Below are 20017 nucleotides of genomic sequence, written 5' to 3'. Positions count from 1 at the left end.
CATGATGAGGCCTTGTTGTTTACTGCTCTGTCGGCGCATCCTGCCCGGTCTGGGCTTTTGCCGCGGGTTCCGGTCGCCAGAGCGGGGCGCTGCGACCCTGGGCGGGGTAGCGTACACCCACCTCCCAGCCACATGACGCCTGTTTCTGCGGGAAGGCCCAGGTCAGGGTTGGCGCCGAGAGCGGTCCGCGCCACTGACCGGTCAGTTCGGCGCAGCGCTTGCCATTGAGCACGCCCAGATCCAGCTGCCACTGTTCGTTGACCAGGTCGATCCCCCCCTGCAGGGCCAGCAGGTGGGTGATGGTGGAGGCGCCCGCCTGTTCGACGCTCAGCTGGCCATTTTCGATCTTGCCTTGCAGCCTGATGCGGTAGAAGGGGGTATCTCCCTCCTGCATCGCCTGCCACAGCTGCTCCGGGGAGAGAGTGGGTGGGGTCGCCCCCTTGAACCACTCATCCAGCAGGGGATCTATCTTCACCTTGTCCCAGAAGGGCTCGTCGGCGTCGAGGGCGAAGCTTCCCTGCAGGGTGCTGCGCCACTCGCCGGCGCTCTTGCCGTGCGTCGCCTGCAGATCGGCGCTGAGATCCGCCTTGCCCGCGAAGGAGACGGGGGAGTGCAGTATCTTGCCCCACTGATCCAGATCCAGCCTGGTGGCGTTCAGTTGCAGGCGGCTGAGCTGGCCCGGCTCCCGTCCCCACTGGCCATTCAGGGTGAGGCTTCCCTCATCCGGCAGCGAACTGGTGAGTTTGTCGAGCTGCCAGGTGCTGGGGGTCAGCTCCCCATCCAGCTCGCCGTTGCGGGCGCTGAGACTATCCCATACCAGCTCGAACCACTTGCTCTCGACGCGGGCGCGGCCGAACAGGGGGCCGGGCTGGTTGCCTCGCAGGGAGAGATCGGTCAGGTAGAGCTGCCAGCCGGTCAGCGACAGGGGCAGGCTGTCATCGAAGGAGAGCACCTTGAGCTTGTCAAACGCCAGCTTGCGGATGTCGATCTGCTGTGGCCGCCAGCTCTGCCAATCCTGCCACCACCCCTGGGGCAGGCTGATGTCCATGCCGCTCAGGGCCATGTCTTTCAACGTCAGCTTCTGCTGCTGGCTATCGAGGGCCAGCTCCAGGTTGAACTCCCCCTCGTAGGCCTTGCCCTGCAGTTCGCCCTCGATCTGTTGGGGGGAGAAGGCGAGCTTGCCCTTGATGGCTTCCAGCTGGAACAGGCCACGTCCCATGTCACCCAGGGTGCCGGCCAGATAGCCGCTCGGCTGGCTGCCCGCCTGCCAGTTGAAGGCGGTCAGCTGGCCGCTGAAGTTGTTGAAGGCGAGCTCCTGCCTGATGTCGTTGATGCTCACCTCGTCGAACTGGCCCCGATCCAGGCTGACCTGGCGCAGGGGGAGGGGATGTAGTGCCAGATCCCCCATCTCGACCCGCATGCCGCGTGCCTTGAGATCGCGCAGTTGCAGGCTGCGGGCGGGCCAGTCCAGTACCAGACCCGTCTCCAGCAGGCCGTCGAACAGGTTGGTGATCAGCTTGTCGCTGGACAGTACCTCCCCTTCCAGCCGCCCCTTCAGGTTGAGGCGGGCGAAGGTGAATTGCGGTGTCTCCAGCTGGCCTATGTTGAGGGTCAGGTTAGCCTGTGGCTGGCGTTTCGGGTCGAGCAGTTCCCAGTCGCTCAGGGTGGCGTTGAGGCCGCGCAGGGTCAGGGCGTCACTCTGCAGGCTGAGGCGATCTATGGTGCTGTCGGCGATGGTGAGGGAGCGGATCGGCAAGTCTGGCAGCCGGTTTGGCAGCGGCAGTTTGATGGCCGGGCGAATGAGATCGAGATGGGCGATGCGCACGTCCCGGTTGAGCCAGTCGATATCCTCGATTTCCAGATAGAGCTTGTCGAGGGTGACCGCATCACCGTAGCGCACCTGTTCGGCCAGCAGGGTATAGGGGTGGAGCGGATTGAACACCAGCCGGCCTATGCTGACGGGCACCCCGGTCTGCTGGCTGATCCAGCTGGCGATGGGCCCCTTGGCCCGTTCGGCGTCGAACAGCCCGAGAGCGACCCAGACAAACAGCAGCAGGAAGGCGAAGGTGTAGAGCAGGCCGCGTAGCCAGGAATTCATGAGTGCTTTCCTCCTGTTTCTGTTTGCGTGATCACGCGTTGGAGTAGTGATCCCGTAGCCCCAGCCAGCGGCGGATCAGGGGCTCGACGTGACTCGGGTGCTTGTCCATCAGGAAGCGCGCCATCTTCTGTACCTGCGGGATAAGCGGCTGGTCGCGCACCAGATCGGCGATCTTGAGATCGGCCAGCCCGGTCTGACGGGTGCCGAGCAGTTCCCCCGGGCCGCGCAGTTCCAGATCGCGCTGGGCGATCTGGAAGCCGTCATTGGTCTCGCGCAGCACCCCGAGCCGGCTCTGGGCCGTCTTGGACAAGGGAGCATGATAAAGCAGCACGCAATGGGAGGCCACCGCCCCCCGGCCGACCCGGCCGCGCAGCTGATGCAGCTGGGCCAGCCCGAGCCGCTCAGGGTTCTCGATGATCATCAGGCTGGCGTTGGGCACGTCCACCCCCACTTCGATGACGGTGGTGGCGACCAGCAACTGCAAAATACCCGCCTTGAACTCCTCCATCACCCGCTGCTTCTCGACCGGTCGCATCCGGCCGTGCACCAGGCCGATATGCAGACCGGGCAGCAAGGCTTGCAGCTCGGCGGCAGTGTCTTCGGCGGCTTGGCACTCCAGCACCTCGGACTCCTCGATCAGGGTGCAGACCCAATAGGCCTGCTTACCCTCGGTACAGGCGAGCCTGACCCGCTCGATCACGTCCTGGCGGCGGCTGTCCGGTAGCGCCACCGTGGTGATGGGGGTGCGGCCCGGCGGCAGCTCGTCGATGACCGAGGTATCGAGGTCGGCATAGGCGGTCATCGCCAGGGTGCGGGGGATGGGGGTGGCGGTCATGATGAGCTGATGGGGATGGACCCCTTCCCGCTCCCCTTTCTCGCGCAGGGCCAGGCGCTGGTGCACGCCGAACCTGTGCTGTTCGTCGATGATCACCAGCGCCAGACGCTGGAACACCACCTGCTCCTGGAAGATGGCGTGGGTGCCCACCACCATCTTGACGCTGCCATCGGCGATGGCAGCCAGCGCCTCCTCCCGCGCCTTGCCCTTCTGCTTGCCCGCCAGCCAGCCGACCTGGATGCCAAGCGGTTCCAGCCATTTGGCGAAATTGATGGCGTGCTGTTCGGCCAGGAGCTCAGTCGGTGCCATCAACCCCACCTGACAACCATTGCCGATGGCCTGCAGGGCGGCCAGGGCCGCCACCAGGGTCTTGCCGGAGCCCACGTCTCCCTGCACCAGCCGCATCATGGGGTGGCTCTGCTGCAGATCCTTACCTATCTCCGCCACCACCCGGCTCTGGGCTCCGGTCGGCTTGAACGGCAGGGCGCTGAGCAGCTGTTTGACCAGCTCAGGCGCCGGTTTGAGGGCGCGGGCCAGCTGGGTTTGCGACTGGGCGCGTACTTTAAGCACCGAGAGGTTGTGGGCCAGCAGTTCCTCCAGCACCAGTCGCTGCTGGGCCGGATGCTGGCCGTTTTCCAGCAGCGGCAGCGCCACCGAGGGGGGCGGGCGGTGCAGCAGGCGCAGGGCGGCGGCCAGCTCAATCTGATGGGGGTAGAGGCCGGCGGGCAGCAGCTCCTCCACCCCGTAGAGATCGAGCTGGGCCAGCGCCTGATCCGTGAGGTTGCGCAGGGTGAGCTGGCGCAGCCCTTCGGTGGTCGGATAGACGGGGGTGAGGGCCGATTCGGTCTGGCCCGCCTGATCGTCGCCGAGCAGCTTGTACTCGGGGTGGGCCATCTCCAGCCCGTACTTGCCTGGGCGCACCTCGCCGAAGCAGCGCATCAGCCGGCCCTGGGCCAGGCTGTTCTTCTGGGCGGCGGTGAAATTGAAGAAGCGCAGGGTCAGGGTGCCGGTGCCGTCGCTGATGCGGCAGACCAGCATGCGGCGGCGCCCCATCACCAGCTGGGTATCCTGGATTTCGCCCTCGACGGCGCCGTGCAGGCCGGGCGGCAGATCGCCGATGGGCCACACCTGGGTGCGGTCCTCGTAGCGCAGAGGGAGGTGGAACAGCAGATCCTGCACCGTGGCCAGCCCCAGCCGCTCGAGTTTCTCCAGCATCTTGCTGCCGACACCCTTGAGGCTATCGAGAGGAATTTTATCCAATTTCATCAATTAGATGCCCGAAAACACTGTAAATATGTCCAGATAATAGGGGCTATTGATGTTGCGGCGCAAGCCGCGTTGCCGTGGCAAGGATGGGATGAAACAGGTGAAAGAGGCTGGTCGGGGCCGTTTTTGAGCAAGGCCTGCCGGGAATAGCAGGCCTTGTGGCAGGCTGCGAAGGGGCGGTAGCGCCTCGCGTCAGATGATGCGCTTGAGCAGCAGATGGGCCTTGACCCTGTGGATCCTGGCCAGCAGTTTGCGCACTTGATCCGGGTAGTCCTTGATCTGCTCTACCTGGTCGAAGTGGCTGATCCGCTTGGTGTTGGTCAGGATGTTCTCGCGCTCGGCGTTGAACTGGGGACGCAACAGGTGGCGACGGTCGTGGATCAGCAGGCCGTTCTCCAGATCCAGCGCCCAGGCGCGGGGGTTGAGATTGTTGCCGGTGAGCAGGGCCCACTCGTCATCCACGAAGATCCCCTTGAGATGGTAGGAGTTGCGCTCGCAGCACCAGAGCATCAGGTTGAGACGGCCATCATCGATGTGATGCTGGTTGCGCTCGGCAAACTTGCGCAGGTTGGTCTCGTAGAGATAGGGCAGGCCGCCGATGGTGGAGAACTTCTCCTCCGGCGGAATGAAGAAGTCGTTGGCGGTCTTGTCGCCCACCACGATCGTCACCTTGCAGCCGCGGGCCAGCAGCTCCTCGATATCCTTGTTCAACTCCTTGGGCGGGTTGAAGTAGGGGGTGCAGATGAAGATCTCCCGCTCGGTGGCGCGCACCAGGTTGCGGATCATCTGGTTGAGCTGGTTGCCTCGCTTGCCCAGACCGGCCAGCGGTGTGATCGCCACCTCCTGGGTGTTGACCGGCGTGCTCTCGAAGCGGTACTGGCTACGGCGCAGCTGCTGCTTGAAGCGGCGGATCGGCCCCTTCAGCTGCTTGGCGCTGGGGATGTCGGTGCGATCCAGGCGCTGCACCGCCTCGCTCTTCACGAACTGGTCGTCCAGATAGTTGACCAGGCTGCGGGCCAGCTCGGGGCTGGCAATCTGGTGGTAACGGTCGAAGCGGTAGCGATCCTGCTGGTGCAGGTAGATGTCGTTGAGGCTGGCGCCGGAGTAGAGCACCACGTCGTCGAAGACGAAGCCCTTGAGGTGGAGTACACCGAGCAGCTCGCGTCCCTTGACGGGCACGCCGTAGATTTCAATCTTGTGCTCGTGGCGGTCGGCCATCTCCTGATACATCAGGTGGTTGCCCCCCTGCTTGCCCTTGCCGATCAGGCCGCGCTGGGCGCGATGGAAGTCGACGAACACCTTGATGTCGAGGGCGGGGTTGCGTTGTTTGGCGGCGTAGAGGGCGGCGAGGATCTCCCGTCCGGCTTCGTCATCCTGCAGATAGAGCGCGACCAGATAGATGCGGCGGGTAGCGCTGGCGATGAGCGCAAGAATGCGGCGCTTGAAATCCTGGGCACTGTAGAGCACTTCAAACTGATCCGCCGCGACGGCGATCTGGGGCAGGCGTGCAAGCAGTTGTCGATAATGGGCCGATGAATGCATAGAGAAACCTGAAATCACGGGGTTAAGCGTTCCACTCGGAGCGATGAATAGGCGATTCTAACAATCTCGCCCTTCCAGCCAAAGAAAGAATCGTCAGAAAGATGAAAAAGGCCTCACGAAGGAGGCCTTTTTCCGGGGGATGACAGCAACGTTTAGAGGAAGCTGTAGATGATCATCGCCATCACGCCGCCTGTGGTGCCGATGATGGTTTCCATCACGGTCCAGGTCTGCAGGGTCTGCTTCTCGGAGAGGCCTAGATAACGGTTGGCCAGCCAGAAACCGGAGTCGTTGACGTGGGAGAGCACGATGGCACCACCGCCGATGGCGATGGTCACGGCGGCCAGTTGGGCACCATTCAGACCCAGCGGCTCCAGCATTGGCAGCACCAGGCCGCAGGCGGTCAGCATGGCCACGGTGGCAGAACCCTGGATGACCCGCACCGCGGCGGCCAGGATGAAGGCCAGGGCGACGATGGGCAGGCCGGAGTCCGCCAGCATGTTGCCAAGAGCCGCGCCCACACCGGAATCCACCAGTACCTGCTTGAACACGCCACCGGCACCGGTCACCAGGATGATGACGCCGGCGGGCTGGATGGCGCTGTTGCAGACGTTCATCACCTCGTCACGGGACATGCCGCGACGAATGCCCAGCAGATAGAAGGCGGCCAGACAGGCGACCATGATGGCGGTGAAGGGGTGGCCGACAAATTCCAGCCAGCCGTGCAGGGTGGAACCTGTCTCGACGAAGCGACCGACGATGGTCTTGAGACCGATCATCAGCAGCGGCAGACCGATGAGGCCCATGGCCAGCCCGAAGGAGGGGAGGGACTTGCTGTCGTCATGGACGCTATTCTGGGCATCGGCGGGCAGCGGCACGTCGACGATCTTGCTGATGAAGTCACCGAACAGCGGGCCTGCCAGGATCAGTGCCGGCACGGCGGCGATCAGGCCGAACAGGATCATGTAGCCAAAATCGGCACCCAGCTGGGAGGCCACCAGGATGGGGCCCGGCGCCGGGATGAGGAAGGCCTGGCAGGTGGCGATGCCCGCCAGCAGGGCGATACCGATCTTCACCACGCTGCCGCCGCCACGACGCACGATGGCAAACGCCACCCCGATCAGCAGCACCACGGCCACGTCGAAGAAGAGCGGCAGCGCACAGACGAAGCCGGTCAGCGCCATGGCCCAGTTGGCGCGCTTGACGCCGAACTTGCCAAGCAGGGTATGTGCCACTCGGTCGAGGGCGCCGGTCACTTCCATCACCTTGCCGAACATGGCGCCGAGCGCCACCACCACGGCCACGAAGCCCAGAGTACCGCCCATCCCTTTCTGGATGGTGGCGGCAATATCGGCCGGGTTCATGCCGGCGGCCAGACCCGCCACCATGGAGACCAGGATGAGGGAGACGACGGCGTGCAACCGGGCCTTCATCACCAGGAAGAGCAGCAGCACGATGGACCCGGCTGCCGTCATGATCAAAGAGATATCCGACATTGTTCTCTGTTCCTTTTTTAGTTGTTCAGTGGCAATGCCGCAGGACTCAGCACCAAACATAACATCATGATTTATTTATATATATGTTTTGGTCTGTGGCATTTCGCACGAGGCCGGAGAGTATGGGTTACTGTCTGTGGCCGGCTTCACATTTTTTGTAGTTACCGGTAACATGTTACCGGTAACGTGTTAGATTAGAACCCATCAACAGCTGGTTTTTTGAAAAGTGGGACAGAGGTCAAATTATGGCGGGTAAGTGCATTATCGTGATGGGAGTGTGTGGCAGCGGCAAGTCCAGCGTCGGTCTCAAGGTGGCCGAGGCACTGGGGGCCAAGTTCATCGATGGCGATGATCTGCACCCGAAAGCCAACATCCAGAAGATGGCCGGTGGCACCCCTCTCAACGATGAGGATCGCGCTCCCTGGCTGGAGCGGATCCGCGATGCGGCCTACAGCCTGGAACAGAAGAACGAGGTGGGTGTCATCGTCTGCTCCGCCCTCAAAAAGCAGTACCGCGACCAGATCCGCGAGGGCAACGAGTCGGTCAGCTTCCTCTTCCTGGATGGCGACCAGCCGCTGATCCTTGAACGCATGCGGGCTCGCAAGGGCCACTTCATGCGGGAAAGCATGGTACAAAGTCAGTTTGATACCCTGGAGCGCCCGGATGGCGAGGCAGGGGTCTTCCATATCGATATAGACGGCACCTTCGAACAGGTGGTTGATCGCGCCGTCACCGCGTTGGAGCAAGCCGAATGACACACAGCGTCATCTCAGAGGTTACTGCCCGCATCCGCGAGCGCAGTGCCAGCCGTCGTCAGGCCTTCCTGGCCCGCATTCAACGTCAGGCCGAGCAGGGCAAGACCCGTGCCGCCCTGGCCTGTGGCAACCTGGCCCACGCCGTCGCTGCATCCAGCTGTGACGAGAAGGGGCGCATCCTCGACATGACCCGCGCCAACGTGGGCATAGTCACCGCCTACAACGACATGCTGAGCGCCCATCAGCCCTATCAGGGCTATCCGGACCAGATCAAGGCGGCGCTGGCCGAACTGGGCCACAGTGCCCAGGTGGCCGGCGGTGTGCCCGCCATGTGTGACGGCGTGACCCAGGGTCAGCCGGGGATGGACATGTCCCTGTTTTCCCGGGATCTTATCGCCCAAGCGACCGCGTTGTCGCTTTCTCACAATACCTTTGATGCCACCCTGCTGCTCGGCATCTGCGACAAGATAGCCCCGGGCCAGATCATGGGGGCGCTCTCCCATGCCCATCTGCCGACCGCCTTCGTGCCGGCCGGTCCCATGGCCAGCGGCATCAGCAATGACGAGAAGGTGAAGGTGCGTCAGCAGTACGCCGCCGGCGAGGTGGGGCGCGATGCCCTGCTGAAGATGGAGTGCGGCGCCTACCATTCGGCCGGTACCTGCACCTTCTACGGTACCGCCAATACCAACCAGCTGGTATTTGAGGCCATGGGCCTGATGCTGCCGGGCTCCGCCTTCGTGCATCCCCACAGCGAGCTGCGCCGTGCCCTCACCGACGAGGCCGCCCGCCGCATCAGCGCCATGATCCCGGGCTCTCCGGCCTATCGTCCGCTGAGCAAGGTGATCGACGAACGTTCCCTGGTCAACGGCCTGGTGGCCCTGCTCGCCTCCGGCGGCAGCACCAATCACAGCATCCACATGGTGGCGCTGGCCCGCGCCGCCGGCCTGGTGCTGACCTGGGACGACATCAGCGATCTCTCCGACGTGGTGCCACTGCTGGTTCGCATGTACCCGAATGGTCCGGCTGACGTGAACGCCTTCGAACAGGCGGGTGGTGTGCCGGGCCTGATGCGCCGGCTGGCCGAAGCCGATCTGCTCAACATGGACGCCGTACCGGTGTTTGGCGAGATGGCGGACTACCTCACTCGTCCTGCACTGGTCGATGGCAAGCTGGTATGGCAACCGGTCGGCGAGAGCCGGGATCCGAGCGTGCTGTCCCCCTCGGGGGCCGTATTCCAGGCCACCGGCGGCACCAAGCTGCTGGCGGGCAATCTGGGCCGCGCCGTGGTCAAGGTCTCTGCGGTCGCCCCCGAATACCGCGTCATCGAGGCGCCTGCCCGGGTCTTCTCCTCCCAGCATGCGGTGGAGGCGGCCTACAAGGCGGGGGATCTCAATCAGGATGCCGTTATCGTGGTGCGCCACAACGGCCCGGCCGCCAACGGCATGCCGGAGCTGCACAAGCTGATGCCGGTGCTCGGCAACCTGCAGAAGGCGGGCCACAAGGTGGCGCTGGTCACCGACGGTCGTCTCTCCGGCGCCTCCGGCAAGATCCCGGCCGCCATCCACGTCACCCCGGAAGCGCTGCACGGCGGGGCCATCGGCCTGCTGCAAGACGGTGATCTGCTGCGGGTGGATGCCGAATCCGGCCGTCTCGACTGCCTGACCGATTTGAGCGGCCGTACCCAGGCCGAGATTGACCTCACTCTGGAGCAAGAGGGGTGGGGCCGTGAACTGTTTAGCGTGATGCGTCGCGCGGTATCGAGCGCCGAGTGTGGCGCCACTATTTTTGACTAAGAGCCTTTGACTAAGGAAGAGCTATGCAGAACTGGAAAGTGACCCCAGCCGAGGTGTTTGCCGCCTCCCCGCTGGTACCCGTGATGGTCATCAACGAACTGGAGCAGGCGCTGCCGATGGCGAAGGCGCTGCTCGATGGCGGCATCTCTGTGTTCGAGATCACCCTGCGTACCCCGGTCGCGCTCGATGCGATTGCCCTTATCGCCAAGGCGATGCCGGATGCCATGGTCGGTGCCGGTACCGTGCTCAACTGCGCGCAGTTTGATGCCGCCGTGGCCGCCGGTGCCCGCTTCGTCATCTCCCCGGGCATGACCCCGGCGCTGCTGGCCCACGCGGCCAACAGCACGGCCCCGCTGATCCCGGGGGTAGCCACTCCGTCCGAGGTGATGCAGGCGCTGGAAGCGGGCTATGACCACCTGAAATTCTTCCCGGCCGAGGCAAATGGCGGCACCAAGGCGCTCTCCGCCATCGCCGCGCCGCTGCCTCAGGTGAAGTTCTGCCCCACCGGCGGTATCGGTCCGAAGAATGTGGCCGACTATCTGGCGCTGAAATGCGTGGCCACCGTTGGCGGCTCCTGGATGCTGCCGGCCGATGCGGTCAAGAGCGGCAACTGGGAGGAGGTGACCCGCCTCTCCCGCGAAGCGGTCGAACTGGTGAAATGCTAACGGACAATCATGCTTGCCAAGCTGACAGGCCACCCTCGGGTGGCCTGTTCTGTTTATGGCGCAGTGCGGGCGATTTCCCCCAGGCTCTCACCAAGATAGAGGGTGAACCCCATGTCCTTGCGGGTCTCCGCCAGGGCTTTGCCATCGAGCCGCGCCAGCAGCATGGTGGCCGCCTCGCGGCCGATCGCCTCGCGGGGGGTGGCGATACTGGCCAGCTTGGGGGTCATGGCATGGCCGATGTCGAGGGCGTTGCAGCCGGCGATGGCGATCTGCTGGGGGACCGGGATCCACTTGGCCTGACACTGCAGCAGGGCGCCGACTGCCAGGTCATCGTTGGTGCAGAACAGGCCGTCGAGATCGGGGTAGCGCACCAGCGCCAGATCCAGCAGCTCGCCCCCCAGGGTGAAGGTGGAGGACTGCTCGGTCAGCAGGTGCCGCCCCTCCAGGCCGAAATCCGCCATCGCCTGGTAGTAGCCCTCCATCCGCAGCTGGGTGCGCACGTCGAGGCGGGCCCCGAGATAGACCAGCTTGCGGCGGCCGCGCAGCAGCATCTCTGTTACCATGGCCCGGGCTGCGGCCTTGTGATCCATGCCGACCACCATGTCGATGGGATCCTGTGGCAGATCCATGGTCTCCACCACCGGAATGCCGGCGGTGGCGATCATCTTGCGAGTGCGCTCGGTGTGCTGGCTGTCGGAGAGGATGAGACCATCTACATGGTAGGAGAGCAGGGAGGCCACCTGCTCCTCTTCCCGTTCCGGGTTGTAGCCATAGTGGGCAAGCAGGGTCTGGTAGCCTGCGGGACGGGTCACCGACTCGATACCGTGGATCGCCGCCGAGAAGACCTGGTTGGAGAGGGAGGGGATCAGAATGCCGATCGCCTTGCTGGTGGCGTTGGAGAGAATATCCGGCGCCCGGTTGGGGATGTAGCCGAGCTCCTCCACCGCCGCCGCGATCCGCTCCCGGGTCCCCTCGGCCACGGTCTGGGGATCCCGCAGGTAACGACTGACGGTCATCTTGGTCACGCCGGTCAGGTCGGCGATGTCTTGCAGGGTGGGGCGGCGCTTGCGGGTGGTCGTCATGTCGGTGTCCAACGTGGATGTTACGTGTAACATTACCGTTTTTACCGGACAAAGTCAGCATATGAAACCGTAGTGGAAGGATTTTCCGATGATCAGAGGCAAACATTTCGAAGGGGCTCGCTTCGAGCAACAGGATGTGGAGGGCGAGCATTTCTCCGAGTGTCACTTTATCGGGTGTGACTTCTCCTGGCTGGATCTGGGCGAGTGTCGCTTCGTCGATTGCTGCTTCTATGACAGGGAGCGCGAGCTGGGTTGCCAGTTGCAGGGCTGCGATCTGAGGGAGGCGAGCTTCCTGCGCTGCGATCTTACCCTGGCGGATGTCAGCCGCAGCCAGTGTCTGGGGCTGGAGATGCGTGATTGTCAGGCGATGGGCATCAACTTTGGTCACGCCAGCTTCGCCAACCAGATCACCGCCAGGAGCTACTTCTGCGAAGCCCATCTGACCGGCAACAACTTCAGCTATGCCAGCTTCGAGGGCTGCCTGCTGGAAAAATGCGAATTGAGCGGCAACCGCTGGCAGGGGGTAAACCTGCTGGGGGCTTCGTTGGCGGGATCCGATCTCAGCGGTTCCGAGTTTGGCCAGATAGAGTGGACCAGTTTCAAGCTGCAGGGTTGTGACCTGCGCCAGTGTGATCTGCCCGGGCTGGATCTGCGGCGGGTCGATCTGACCGGAGTGCAGATAAATGAAGATCAGCAGCAGGCCCTGCTGGAGCAGATAGGGCTTGTTGTCTTTCCCTGAGAGGGCCGAAAAAGAGGTAATTTTTCATCACTTTGCCGCCTCTTGTGCCACACGTGACAAATAAAAAAGCCTGCATTATGCAGGCTTTGTCGTTCTTGGTTCGCCGCTTTCGATGGAAGCGCGAGGCCGGGATCCCTGGTCAGCGTTTGGCCAGCCATTTGGCGGGGTTGATGGCTTCTCCCTGATAGCGGATCTCGAAGTAGAGGCCGGGCCTGTCCTGGCCGCCACTGTCGCCGACCAGGGCCACGGGTTCGCCTTGTTCCACATTCTGGCCGACCTGGCGCAGCAGCGACTGGTTGTGGCCATAGAGACTCATGTAGCCGCGACCGTGGTCGATCACCAGCAGCATACCGAAGCCGTCCAGCCAGTCGGCGTAGACTACCTGGCCCGGCGCCACCGCCTTGACCTGGGTCCCTTCGCTGGCACCGATCAGGGTGCCCTTCCACTTGAGCTGGGCGGTACGGGGTGAGCCGTAGGAGATGAGGATGGGGCCCTGAACCGGCCAGCGCAGATTGCCATTGGTCTTGAGGCCGCTGTAGTGGCCGGCGCCGCTGATGCTGGAGCTGGGTTCCGGCTCTTTGCTGGCCACTTGCTGCTGACTGGCCTGCTCCTCGGCACGGCGCTGCTCCGCCAGTTTGCGCTGGCGTTCCTGCTCGGCCTTCAGTTTGGCGAGGCGTTCCCGCTCGCGGCGCTCCTGCTCTTCCCGTTTGCGGCGCAGCTCCTCCAGCCGGGCTTTCAGGGCTTTCTCCGCCTTGACCAGCTTGGCCAGCTTCTGCTCGTCATCCTGCACCGACTGTTGCAACTGGTTGCGCACCTTGGCGCGGCTCTGCTGGCTGGCCAACAGGGCCTGGTGGTGCTCCTGCTGCTCGCTCAGCAAGGCCTGCAGCCGGCTCTCGGTCTCTTTGGTCGCCTGCTGGTTTTTTGCCAGTTTGGTGCGGGTGGCACGCAGCGCCTCGATGGCTTCGATACGAGCCTTGTTGAGGTAGTCGTAGTAGTCGAGGGAGCGGCTCAGTTTGGCTGGGTCCTGCTGGTTGAGCAGCAGTTTGAGATAGTCGTGGCTGCCCGCCTGGAAGGCGCTTTCCGCCTGCCTGGCCAGCAACTGCTTCTGATGTTTGGCCTGTTCTTTCAGGTCCAGCTTGTCTTGCTGCAGACCGGCCAGCTTCTGCTGGTTCTGCTTGAGTTGCTGTTTGGTTTGGTTGAGCTTGGCGGCAGCTGCCGAGATGGCTTGCTCATCGGCCTTGAGCTGGGCATTTAGCTTGGTCAGCTCCTGCTTGCTCAGCTTGATGGTCTTCTGCTGTTCCTTGATCTGGGTCTGCATGGTACCCAGCTGCTGGTTGGTTGCCCAGGCCTGGCCCGTGCCGCCAAACAGGCAAAAAAACAGCGCGCCGGCCAACAGGCCGACGCGACTGGTTTTCTGTGAAATAACTTCGCATCCCCGCATGGGGAAGGATTATTTCAGAATCATCAGGGGCTTGCCAGTCATTTCCGGCGGCACCGGCAGACCCATCAGGGTCAGCATGGTGGGAGCCAGATCGGACAGTTTGCCACCTTCTACCACCTCGGCTTTGCGACCGAAGTAGATGAGGGGAACCGGCAGGTTGGTGTGGGCGGTGTGAGCCTGACCAGTCTCTTCGTCCATCATCTTCTCGGCGTTGCCGTGGTCGGCGGTGATCAGGCACTCGCCACCCACTTCGGCCAGCGCGTCGGTAACGCGACCGATGCAGTGGTCGACGGCTTCACACGCCTTGACGGCTGCATCGAACACGCCGGTGTGGCCAACCATGTCGCCGTTCGGGTAGTTGCAGATGATGACGTCGTACTTGCCGCTCTTGATGGCCGCGACCAGCTTGTCGGTCAGCTCGCCGGAACTCATTTCCGGCTGCAGGTCGTAGGTGGCCACTTTCGGGCTCGCCACGATCTCGCGATCTTCACCGGTGAAGCAGGCCTCTTCACCGCCGTTGAAGAAGAAGGTGACGTGAGCGTACTTCTCGGTTTCGGAGATGCGCAGCTGGGTCTTGCCCTGCTTGGCCAGCCACTCACCCAGGGTATTGACCAGGGCGGTCGGCGGGTAGGCGCAGGCGGTTTTGATGTCGGCCGCGTATTCGGTCAGCATCACGAAGTTCAGCTTGGGTTCGGCGGCACGAGCAAAGCCGGTAAAGTCGGTATCAACGAAGGCGCGGGTGATTTCACGGGCGCGGTCGGCACGGAAGTTCATGAAGATCAGGGCATCGCCGTCAACCATGGGAGCGGCTTCCCCGATGCGGGTCGCCTTGACGAACTCGTCGTTCTCGTCGCGAGCATAGGCGGCAGCCAGGGCCTCGGTGGCGGAAGCAGCGGTAAACTCGCTCTTGCCCTGGGTCATCAGGTCATAGGCCTGCTGTACGCGATCCCAGCGGTTGTCGCGGTCCATGGCGTAGTAACGGCCGATCATGGAGGCGAAACGCCCCTTGCCCAGCTTGGCGAACAGGGCATCGAACAGCTCGATGGAGGACTGGGCGGAGCGCGGCGGCACGTCACGGCCATCCAGGAAGGCGTGGAAGTAGATCTTCTCGGCACCACGTTTGGCGGCCATCTCGATCATGCCCATGATGTGCTCTTCGTGGCTGTGTACGCCGCCCGGGGACATCAGACCCATGATGTGCACGGCCTTGCCATTGGACACGGCAGCGTCAACAGCCTTGGCCAGTTCGACGTTGTCGAAGAAAGGACCATCCTGGATGTCTTTGGAGATGCGGGTCAGCTCCTGATAGACGATGCGGCCGGCACCGATGTTGACGTGGCCGACTTCGGAGTTGCCCATCTGGCCATCCGGCAGGCCCACGTCCAGGCCGGAGCCAGAGATCAGGGTGCTGGTGTAGTCACGAGCCAGACGATCGAGATTGGGAGTCTTGGCGGCGGCGACGGCGTTGTGCTCTTGCTTGGTGCTGTAGCCCCAACCGTCCATGATGACCAGAACCAAAGGTTTCTTAGCTGTTGACATAAGGCTATGTCCTCTCGGATTGGAAAAAATGCGGGAAATGAAACTAGCGTAATATTACTACATCTGCCGAAATAGTCACCTGATAGCCAAGGCGGCCTCCCATCGCCTGGTAGGGGGCTCTCCGCTCCTCCTGATCGGGCTAGCGCATGATGGGAGCCTGCTCGCGCTTTGCCGCCAAGATGGCTGATCTTAGCCACACCCCCATGTATACTCGGGCCCTTGTCTTGGTCCCTGGATAGTAGAAGATGCAAGAGTATTTGGATTTTGCGGCCCGCAACCCGCTGCTGACGGCAGCCTGGTTGGGCCTGGCGGGCACCCTGGTTTACACCACTGTGCGTGCCCGTTTGTCTCCGGTGAAAACCGTCAACAATCACACTGCCACCCTGCTGATCAACCGTGAGAATGCCACCGTAGTGGATATTCGCAGTCAGGAAGAGTATGCCAAGGGTCATCTGGCCGGAGCCCAGCACCTGCCGCTCGCCCAGATCCAGAGCAATAACCTGGGTCCGGTTGAAAAGCATAAAGATGCCCCCATCATAGTGGTGTGCGAGTCGGGAATGACTGCGGGCGGCGCCGGCCGTCAGCTGAGCAAGGCTGGCTTCAAGCAGGTATATGTGCTCGGCGGTGGCATGGCCCAGTGGCGTGCAGAGAATCTGCCGGTCACCAAGAAACGCTGATGTAAGGGCCTGTGCCCACTTATCCATATAAAAAGGAATCAAACGAAATGGCTGACGAGATCAACAACCAGGAAGTACAACCGGAATTCCACATCCAGCGTGTTTACACCAAGGATGTCTCCTTCGAAGCGCCCAACACTCCGCACATCTTCCAGAAAGAGTGGCAGCCGGACGTCAAGCTGGACATGGATACCAAGACCAACATCCTGGCCGACAGCGTCTACGAAGTCGTACTGACCCTGACCGTCACCTGCAAGCTGGGCGAAGAGACTGCCTTCCTGTGCGAAGTGCAGCAGGCTGGCATCTTCACCATCGGCAACCTGCCTGAGCCGCAGCTGGCTCACTGCCTGGCTGCCTTCTGCCCGAACATCCTGTTCCCGTATGCCCGTGAAGCCGTGGCCAACATGGTGAGCAAGGGTTCCTTCCCGCAGCTGAACCTGGCACCGGTTAACTTCGATGCCCTGTTTGCCCAGCACATGGCGCAAGCTCAGGCCCAGCAGGCGACCGCGGAAGCCTGATAATGGCTGACCAGATCGCTATCTCGGTCTTGGGGGCGGGGTCTTACGGCTCCGCCCTTGCCATTTCTCTGGCGCGCAATGGCCATCCGACCCTGTTGTGGGGTCACGATCCCGCCCATGTCGCCGAGCTGGAACAGGACCGCTGCAACAAGGCTTTTCTGCCTGATGTCCCCTTTCCCGCCGATCTGCGACTGACGGCCGATCTGCAACAGGCGGTGCAGGCCGCGCCCGTTTTGCTGCTGGTTGTGCCGAGCCATGTGTTTGGCCAGGTGCTGGCCCAGGTCAAACCCTTCTTGCGTCCCGATACCCGTATCGCCTGGGCCACCAAGGGTCTGGAGCCGGACAGCGGCCGTCTGTTGCAGGACGTGGCCCGCGAGGTGTTGGGTGATGCCATGCCGCTGGCGGTGATTTCCGGCCCCACTTTTGCCAAAGAGCTGGCCGCCGGTCTGCCGACCGCCATCTCGGTCGCCTCGACCCACGATGACTTTGCCGAGGATCTTTCCCAACTGCTCCATTGCGGCCGCTCGTTCCGGGTCTATACCAACCCGGACTTCGTCGGCCTGCAGCTGGGCGGGGCGGTCAAGAACGTCATCGCCATCGGGGCCGGTCTCTCCGACGGGCTGGGGTTTGGTGCCAATGCCAGAACCGCCCTCATCACCCGGGGCCTGGTGGAGATGCAGCGCCTGGGCGCCGCGCTTGGCGCCGATGGCAAGACCTTCATGGGGATGGCGGGGCTCGGGGATCTGGTGCTCACCTGTACCGACAACCAGTCGCGCAACCGCCGCTTCGGTCTGGCCCTCGGGGCGGGCAAGGATGTGGACACTGCCATGACCGAGATCGGTCAGGTGGTGGAGGGGTATCGCAATACCAAGGAGGTGCATCTGCTGGCGGCCCGCTGCGGCGTCGAGATGCCCATCTGCGAGCAGATCTTCAAGGTGCTCTACGAGGGGAAAAACCCGAAAGAGGCTGCCATCGCTCTCTTGTCACGAGACAAGAAGGACGAGTAATCTGCCGATTGCCCGATGCAAAAGGCCCCGCCAGTTGGCGGGGCCTTTTTTGCCACTAAGGCAAGGCGTCATCAGTAGTAGGAGTGGTCGCCGCGCTGGTGCTCGGTGGCGTCTTTCACGCCTTTGAGCTCGCCCGGGAACTTCTCCAGCAGCTGCTTCTCGATCCCCTCTTTCAGGGTGTAATCGACCATGGAGCAACCGTTGCAACCACCGCCAAACTGCAGGATGGCGTAGCCATCTTCGGTCAGCTCGGTCAGGGTCACCTTGCCGCCGTGACCGGCCAGCATGGGGTTCACCTCGGAGATGAGGGCGTACTCGATACGTTCGATCAGCGGGGCATCGTCGGCCACCTTGCGCATCTTGGCGTTGGGGGCCTTCAGGGTCAGCTGGGAACCCATCTGATCGGTGACGAAATCGATGGTGGCATCCACCAGGAAGGGGGCACTCAGGGGATCGACCATGCAGTCGAAACCGCTGAAAGGCAGGTGCTGATCTTCCGGATCGACTGCATCGGGCGGGCAATAGGAGACGCCACACTCGGCATTCTGGGTTCCCGGATTGACCACAAACACCCGGATATTGGTGCCGTCAGGCTGTTTTTCCAACAGTTTACGGAAATGTGCCTGGGCGGCGTCGGAAATGCTGATCATCACTATCCTCACAAACCTGAGTGTACGACTAGGGTATTCATGATAACGCGGTTATCCGGGCTTGGGTAGCATGCAGAGGGTTACTTGATGTGCTTGAGAGTACGGCATATTGCCCACACTTCCACCTTTGTGATGCCGCTCTCATGGAGCAGGCGGGTGAGCTGGCCCGCGGTGGCGCCTGTGGTCACTACATCATCAAGCAGGGCGACGTGACGATATTGATGGGAAGAGACTCTGAACGCGCCGCGCAGATTGCGCCGTCGCTGGCCGGCGGTGAGCCGGGTCTGCTGCGGGGTGGCCTTGATGCGCTGCAGCAACCGCCTGTCGAGCGGGATGCCGGTTATCTCGCCGAGTGCGCGACCAATCTCTTCCGCCTGGTTGAAGCCTCGCCACCAGTGACGCCACCAGTGCAGGGGCACTGGGATGATGGCTTCCGGCGGATCGCTTTGATCGAGATGGTCCGCCAACAGGCGGGCGAGCAAGGGGGCCAGCAAGGTCTGGCCTGCGTATTTCAACCGGGGGATAAGCAGGGGGTAAGGCGTCTGATAGTCGCCAATGACCTGTAACCGTTCCCAGGGGGGAGGGCGACACTGGCAGCGGCCGCACACCCATTGGCTCTCTTTCATATATTCCGGCAAGGGCGCGGCACACAGGCGGCATCTGGGATGAGGCTGCCACAGAGCCTCTCGGCACCAGCTGCACAACAAGGGCTCGGCATCACAGGGTTGATGACAGAGCAAACAACTCCCTTGCCAGTCACTATGGCTGCCAAGCAGCGGACTTGCTTTGACGAGCAGTCGCTTTAACATGCTGACCCCAGAGACATGAACAAGGATCTTGAGTCTAGATGAGCGTATCGGTAGAGCGATTTGGTCAGGGGCCCGATCTGGTGCTGTTGCACGGATGGGGGATGAACGGTGCCGTCTGGCATGGCATTGTCCCGTCATTGGCGGAAAATTACCGGGTACATCTGGTGGATCTGCCGGGGTTTGGCAACAGCCCGCTGGCCGATACGGTAGATTACAGCCTCTCCTGGCTAGCAGAGCAGGTTGCGGCCGTATTGCCGGAAAAATGCCATCTGCTCGGCTGGTCCCTCGGTGGTCTGGTCGCCAGCCAGATTGCCCTGAGCCATCCCGAGCGTGTCGCAAGCCTTATCACGGTAGCCAGTTCCCCCTGCTTTATGGCCCGCGACGAGTGGCCCGGGATCGCCCCCAAGGTGCTGACCGGTTTCAACCAGATGCTGGCAGGGGATTTTCGCCAGACCATAGAGCGCTTCCTCGCGATCCAGGCGATGGGCAGCGAACATGCCCGCGACGATATCCGGCAGCTGCGCCATTGGCTGGCTGAACGGCCGGCTCCGCAACTGGCCGCGCTGGAGGCCGGGCTCGGTTTGCTGGCCGACATCGATCTGCGCGATGAGTTGGCGTCGCTCTCGCTGCCCTGGCTACGGGTCTATGGCCGACTGGATTCATTGGTGCCCAAGGCAGTCATTCCCCTGCTGGACGAGCGTTACCCCGCCAGTCGCAGTGTGACCTTCAACAAGGCCTCGCATGCGCCTTTCATCTCCCATCCAACGGAGTTTGTTGAAGCCATCAGGCATTTTGTTGGCTAAAAAACAGCCTGAAAGCTTCATTAATCCTCCCGGGTGACGGATAATTAATCTGTTCCCAGAGGAGTTACATCATGCGTATTGAATCTGCCTTCAACAGCGGGGTGCAGGGGTTCCAGCGAGCCGAACAGATCGCCGATCGGGCGTCCAGCCAGATCGCCCGCCTCAACACCCCGAGTGGTGATCAGGTGCAAGTGACGGATGAGCTGGTCAACCTCAAGGTGGCGGAGATTCAGGCCGGTGCCTCCACCAAGGTGATGCAGACCGCCAGCGATATGATGGGCACCCTGATCGATATCCGGGTGTGA

18 protein-coding genes are annotated in these 20017 nt (G+C 62.6%); 9 read left to right on the top strand and 9 right to left on the bottom strand.

All coding sequences use genetic code 11. The annotated features are described in order from the left end of the window. Window positions 1–19: 19 nt before the first annotated feature. The 4 genes from MRK42_RS20430 to gntU form a co-directional block, all read right to left on the bottom strand. Window positions 20–2098, bottom strand: coding sequence for an AsmA-like C-terminal region-containing protein (locus MRK42_RS20430; RefSeq protein ID WP_354688613.1), 2079 nt, complete (start codon window positions 2096–2098; stop codon window positions 20–22). Window positions 2099–2129: 31 nt separating this feature from the next. Then, window positions 2130–4199, bottom strand: coding sequence for an ATP-dependent DNA helicase RecG (gene recG, locus MRK42_RS20425; protein WP_354688612.1), 2070 nt, complete (start codon window positions 4197–4199; stop codon window positions 2130–2132). Window positions 4200–4391: 192 nt separating this feature from the next. After that, window positions 4392–5741, bottom strand: coding sequence for a CDP-diacylglycerol--serine O-phosphatidyltransferase (gene pssA, locus MRK42_RS20420; RefSeq protein WP_268856201.1), 1350 nt, complete (start codon window positions 5739–5741; stop codon window positions 4392–4394). Window positions 5742–5893: 152 nt separating this feature from the next. Beyond that, the gene (gene gntU, locus MRK42_RS20415) at window positions 5894–7234 is read right to left on the bottom strand and encodes a gluconate transporter (RefSeq protein WP_026456631.1); all 1341 of its coding nucleotides are present in this window, start codon (window positions 7232–7234) and stop codon (window positions 5894–5896) included. 245 nt (window positions 7235–7479) lie between these two features. Here gntU and MRK42_RS20410 point away from each other — a divergent pair, with 245 nt between their 5' ends. Genes MRK42_RS20410 through MRK42_RS20400 form a run of 3 tightly spaced genes read left to right on the top strand, consistent with a single transcriptional unit; the run spans window position 7480 to window position 10447 of the window. Further along, a complete protein-coding gene (locus MRK42_RS20410; RefSeq protein WP_026456630.1) occupies window positions 7480–7989 on the top strand; it encodes a gluconokinase in 510 nt (169 codons plus the stop codon). Then, window positions 7986–9782: a phosphogluconate dehydratase gene (gene edd / locus MRK42_RS20405; protein WP_201942471.1), complete on the top strand. Its 1797-nt coding sequence runs from the start codon at window positions 7986–7988 to the stop codon at window positions 9780–9782. The genes MRK42_RS20410 and edd overlap by 4 nt, the downstream gene beginning before the upstream one ends. 23 nt (window positions 9783–9805) lie before the next feature. After that, a complete protein-coding gene (locus tag MRK42_RS20400) occupies window positions 9806–10447 on the top strand; it encodes a bifunctional 4-hydroxy-2-oxoglutarate aldolase/2-dehydro-3-deoxy-phosphogluconate aldolase (RefSeq protein ID WP_354688611.1) in 642 nt (213 codons plus the stop codon). A 53-nt stretch (window positions 10448–10500) separates the two neighbouring features. Here MRK42_RS20400 and MRK42_RS20395 read toward each other — a convergent pair whose 3' ends face one another. Continuing rightward, a complete protein-coding gene (locus MRK42_RS20395) occupies window positions 10501–11529 on the bottom strand; it encodes a substrate-binding domain-containing protein (RefSeq protein ID WP_201942477.1) in 1029 nt (342 codons plus the stop codon). An 88-nt stretch (window positions 11530–11617) separates the two neighbouring features. Here MRK42_RS20395 and MRK42_RS20390 point away from each other — a divergent pair, with 88 nt between their 5' ends. Next, entirely contained in the window at window positions 11618–12268 is a 651-nt protein-coding gene (locus MRK42_RS20390) for a Qnr family pentapeptide repeat protein (protein WP_201942480.1), read from the top strand. Window positions 12269–12407: 139 nt separating this feature from the next. Here the strand turns inward: MRK42_RS20390 and envC are convergent, their stop codons facing one another. Together envC and gpmM are read right to left on the bottom strand one after the other, a co-directional pair. Continuing rightward, entirely contained in the window at window positions 12408–13709 is a 1302-nt protein-coding gene (envC, locus tag MRK42_RS20385; RefSeq protein WP_354688610.1) for a murein hydrolase activator EnvC, read from the bottom strand. A 9-nt stretch (window positions 13710–13718) separates the two neighbouring features. Next, window positions 13719–15248 carry a 2,3-bisphosphoglycerate-independent phosphoglycerate mutase gene (gene gpmM / locus MRK42_RS20380; RefSeq protein ID WP_354688609.1) on the bottom strand — a complete coding sequence of 510 codons (1530 nt, stop codon included), beginning with the start codon at window positions 15246–15248 and terminating at the stop codon, window positions 13719–13721. A gap of 245 nt (window positions 15249–15493) precedes the next feature. Between gpmM and MRK42_RS20375 the strand changes: the two genes are divergently transcribed. From MRK42_RS20375 to gpsA, 3 genes are read left to right on the top strand one after another with little or no spacing between them, the layout of a single operon-like run. Further along, the gene (locus MRK42_RS20375; protein WP_026457217.1) at window positions 15494–15925 is read left to right on the top strand and encodes a rhodanese-like domain-containing protein; all 432 of its coding nucleotides are present in this window, start codon (window positions 15494–15496) and stop codon (window positions 15923–15925) included. A 47-nt stretch (window positions 15926–15972) separates the two neighbouring features. After that, window positions 15973–16443: a protein-export chaperone SecB gene (gene secB, locus MRK42_RS20370; RefSeq protein ID WP_026457218.1), complete on the top strand. Its 471-nt coding sequence runs from the start codon at window positions 15973–15975 to the stop codon at window positions 16441–16443. Between the two features lie 2 nt (window positions 16444–16445). Next, window positions 16446–17450, top strand: a complete 1005-nt coding sequence (gpsA, locus tag MRK42_RS20365) for an NAD(P)H-dependent glycerol-3-phosphate dehydrogenase (protein WP_354688608.1) — start codon at window positions 16446–16448, stop codon at window positions 17448–17450. Window positions 17451–17521: 71 nt separating this feature from the next. On the opposite strand, the gene nfuA is transcribed toward gpsA, so the two are convergent. Then, on the bottom strand, window positions 17522–18100 hold the full coding sequence (gene nfuA / locus MRK42_RS20360; protein ID WP_026456827.1) for a Fe-S biogenesis protein NfuA: 579 nt from the start codon (window positions 18098–18100) through the stop codon (window positions 17522–17524). 80 nt (window positions 18101–18180) lie between these two features. After that, window positions 18181–18909 (bottom strand): ComF family protein, encoded by a 729-nt coding sequence (locus MRK42_RS20355; RefSeq protein WP_354688607.1) that lies wholly within the window; start codon window positions 18907–18909, stop codon window positions 18181–18183. Between the two features lie 38 nt (window positions 18910–18947). On the opposite strand from MRK42_RS20355, the gene bioH reads away from it, so the two are divergent. Both bioH and MRK42_RS20345 read left to right on the top strand, forming a co-directional pair. Then, window positions 18948–19712, top strand: a complete 765-nt coding sequence (gene bioH, locus MRK42_RS20350; protein WP_216993449.1) for a pimeloyl-ACP methyl ester esterase BioH — start codon at window positions 18948–18950, stop codon at window positions 19710–19712. A 71-nt stretch (window positions 19713–19783) separates the two neighbouring features. Continuing rightward, the gene (locus tag MRK42_RS20345; protein WP_042027316.1) at window positions 19784–20017 is read left to right on the top strand and encodes a flagellar hook protein FlgE; all 234 of its coding nucleotides are present in this window, start codon (window positions 19784–19786) and stop codon (window positions 20015–20017) included.

Source organism: Aeromonas sp. 19NY04SH05-1, from assembly GCF_040581895.1.
Classification (GTDB): Bacteria; Pseudomonadota; Gammaproteobacteria; order Enterobacterales; family Aeromonadaceae; genus Aeromonas; species Aeromonas enteropelogenes.
The sequence above is the reverse complement of the archived record's forward strand: the minus strand, read 5'-3'. Positions and strand labels throughout refer to the sequence as shown.

Excerpts from the sequence above, each read along its gene's own strand:
- MRK42_RS20430 (WP_354688613.1), bottom strand. The coding sequence starts at position 2,098 with ATGAATTCCTGGCTACGCGGCCTGCTCTACACCTTCGCCTTCCTGCTG.
- recG (WP_354688612.1), bottom strand. The coding sequence starts at position 4,199 with ATGAAATTGGATAAAATTCCTCTCGATAGCCTCAAGGGTGTCGGCAGC.
- pssA (WP_268856201.1), bottom strand. The coding sequence starts at position 5,741 with ATGCATTCATCGGCCCATTATCGACAACTGCTTGCACGCCTGCCCCAG.
- gntU (WP_026456631.1), bottom strand. The coding sequence starts at position 7,234 with ATGTCGGATATCTCTTTGATCATGACGGCAGCCGGGTCCATCGTGCTG.
- MRK42_RS20410 (WP_026456630.1), top strand. The coding sequence starts at position 7,480 with ATGGCGGGTAAGTGCATTATCGTGATGGGAGTGTGTGGCAGCGGCAAG.
- edd (WP_201942471.1), top strand. The coding sequence starts at position 7,986 with ATGACACACAGCGTCATCTCAGAGGTTACTGCCCGCATCCGCGAGCGC.
- MRK42_RS20400 (WP_354688611.1), top strand. The coding sequence starts at position 9,806 with ATGCAGAACTGGAAAGTGACCCCAGCCGAGGTGTTTGCCGCCTCCCCG.
- MRK42_RS20395 (WP_201942477.1), bottom strand. The coding sequence starts at position 11,529 with ATGACGACCACCCGCAAGCGCCGCCCCACCCTGCAAGACATCGCCGAC.
- MRK42_RS20390 (WP_201942480.1), top strand. The coding sequence starts at position 11,618 with ATGATCAGAGGCAAACATTTCGAAGGGGCTCGCTTCGAGCAACAGGAT.
- envC (WP_354688610.1), bottom strand. The coding sequence starts at position 13,709 with ATGCGGGGATGCGAAGTTATTTCACAGAAAACCAGTCGCGTCGGCCTG.
- gpmM (WP_354688609.1), bottom strand. The coding sequence starts at position 15,248 with ATGTCAACAGCTAAGAAACCTTTGGTTCTGGTCATCATGGACGGTTGG.
- MRK42_RS20375 (WP_026457217.1), top strand. The coding sequence starts at position 15,494 with ATGCAAGAGTATTTGGATTTTGCGGCCCGCAACCCGCTGCTGACGGCA.
- secB (WP_026457218.1), top strand. The coding sequence starts at position 15,973 with ATGGCTGACGAGATCAACAACCAGGAAGTACAACCGGAATTCCACATC.
- gpsA (WP_354688608.1), top strand. The coding sequence starts at position 16,446 with ATGGCTGACCAGATCGCTATCTCGGTCTTGGGGGCGGGGTCTTACGGC.
- nfuA (WP_026456827.1), bottom strand. The coding sequence starts at position 18,100 with ATGATCAGCATTTCCGACGCCGCCCAGGCACATTTCCGTAAACTGTTG.
- MRK42_RS20355 (WP_354688607.1), bottom strand. The coding sequence starts at position 18,909 with ATGTTAAAGCGACTGCTCGTCAAAGCAAGTCCGCTGCTTGGCAGCCAT.
- bioH (WP_216993449.1), top strand. The coding sequence starts at position 18,948 with ATGAGCGTATCGGTAGAGCGATTTGGTCAGGGGCCCGATCTGGTGCTG.
- MRK42_RS20345 (WP_042027316.1), top strand. The coding sequence starts at position 19,784 with ATGCGTATTGAATCTGCCTTCAACAGCGGGGTGCAGGGGTTCCAGCGA.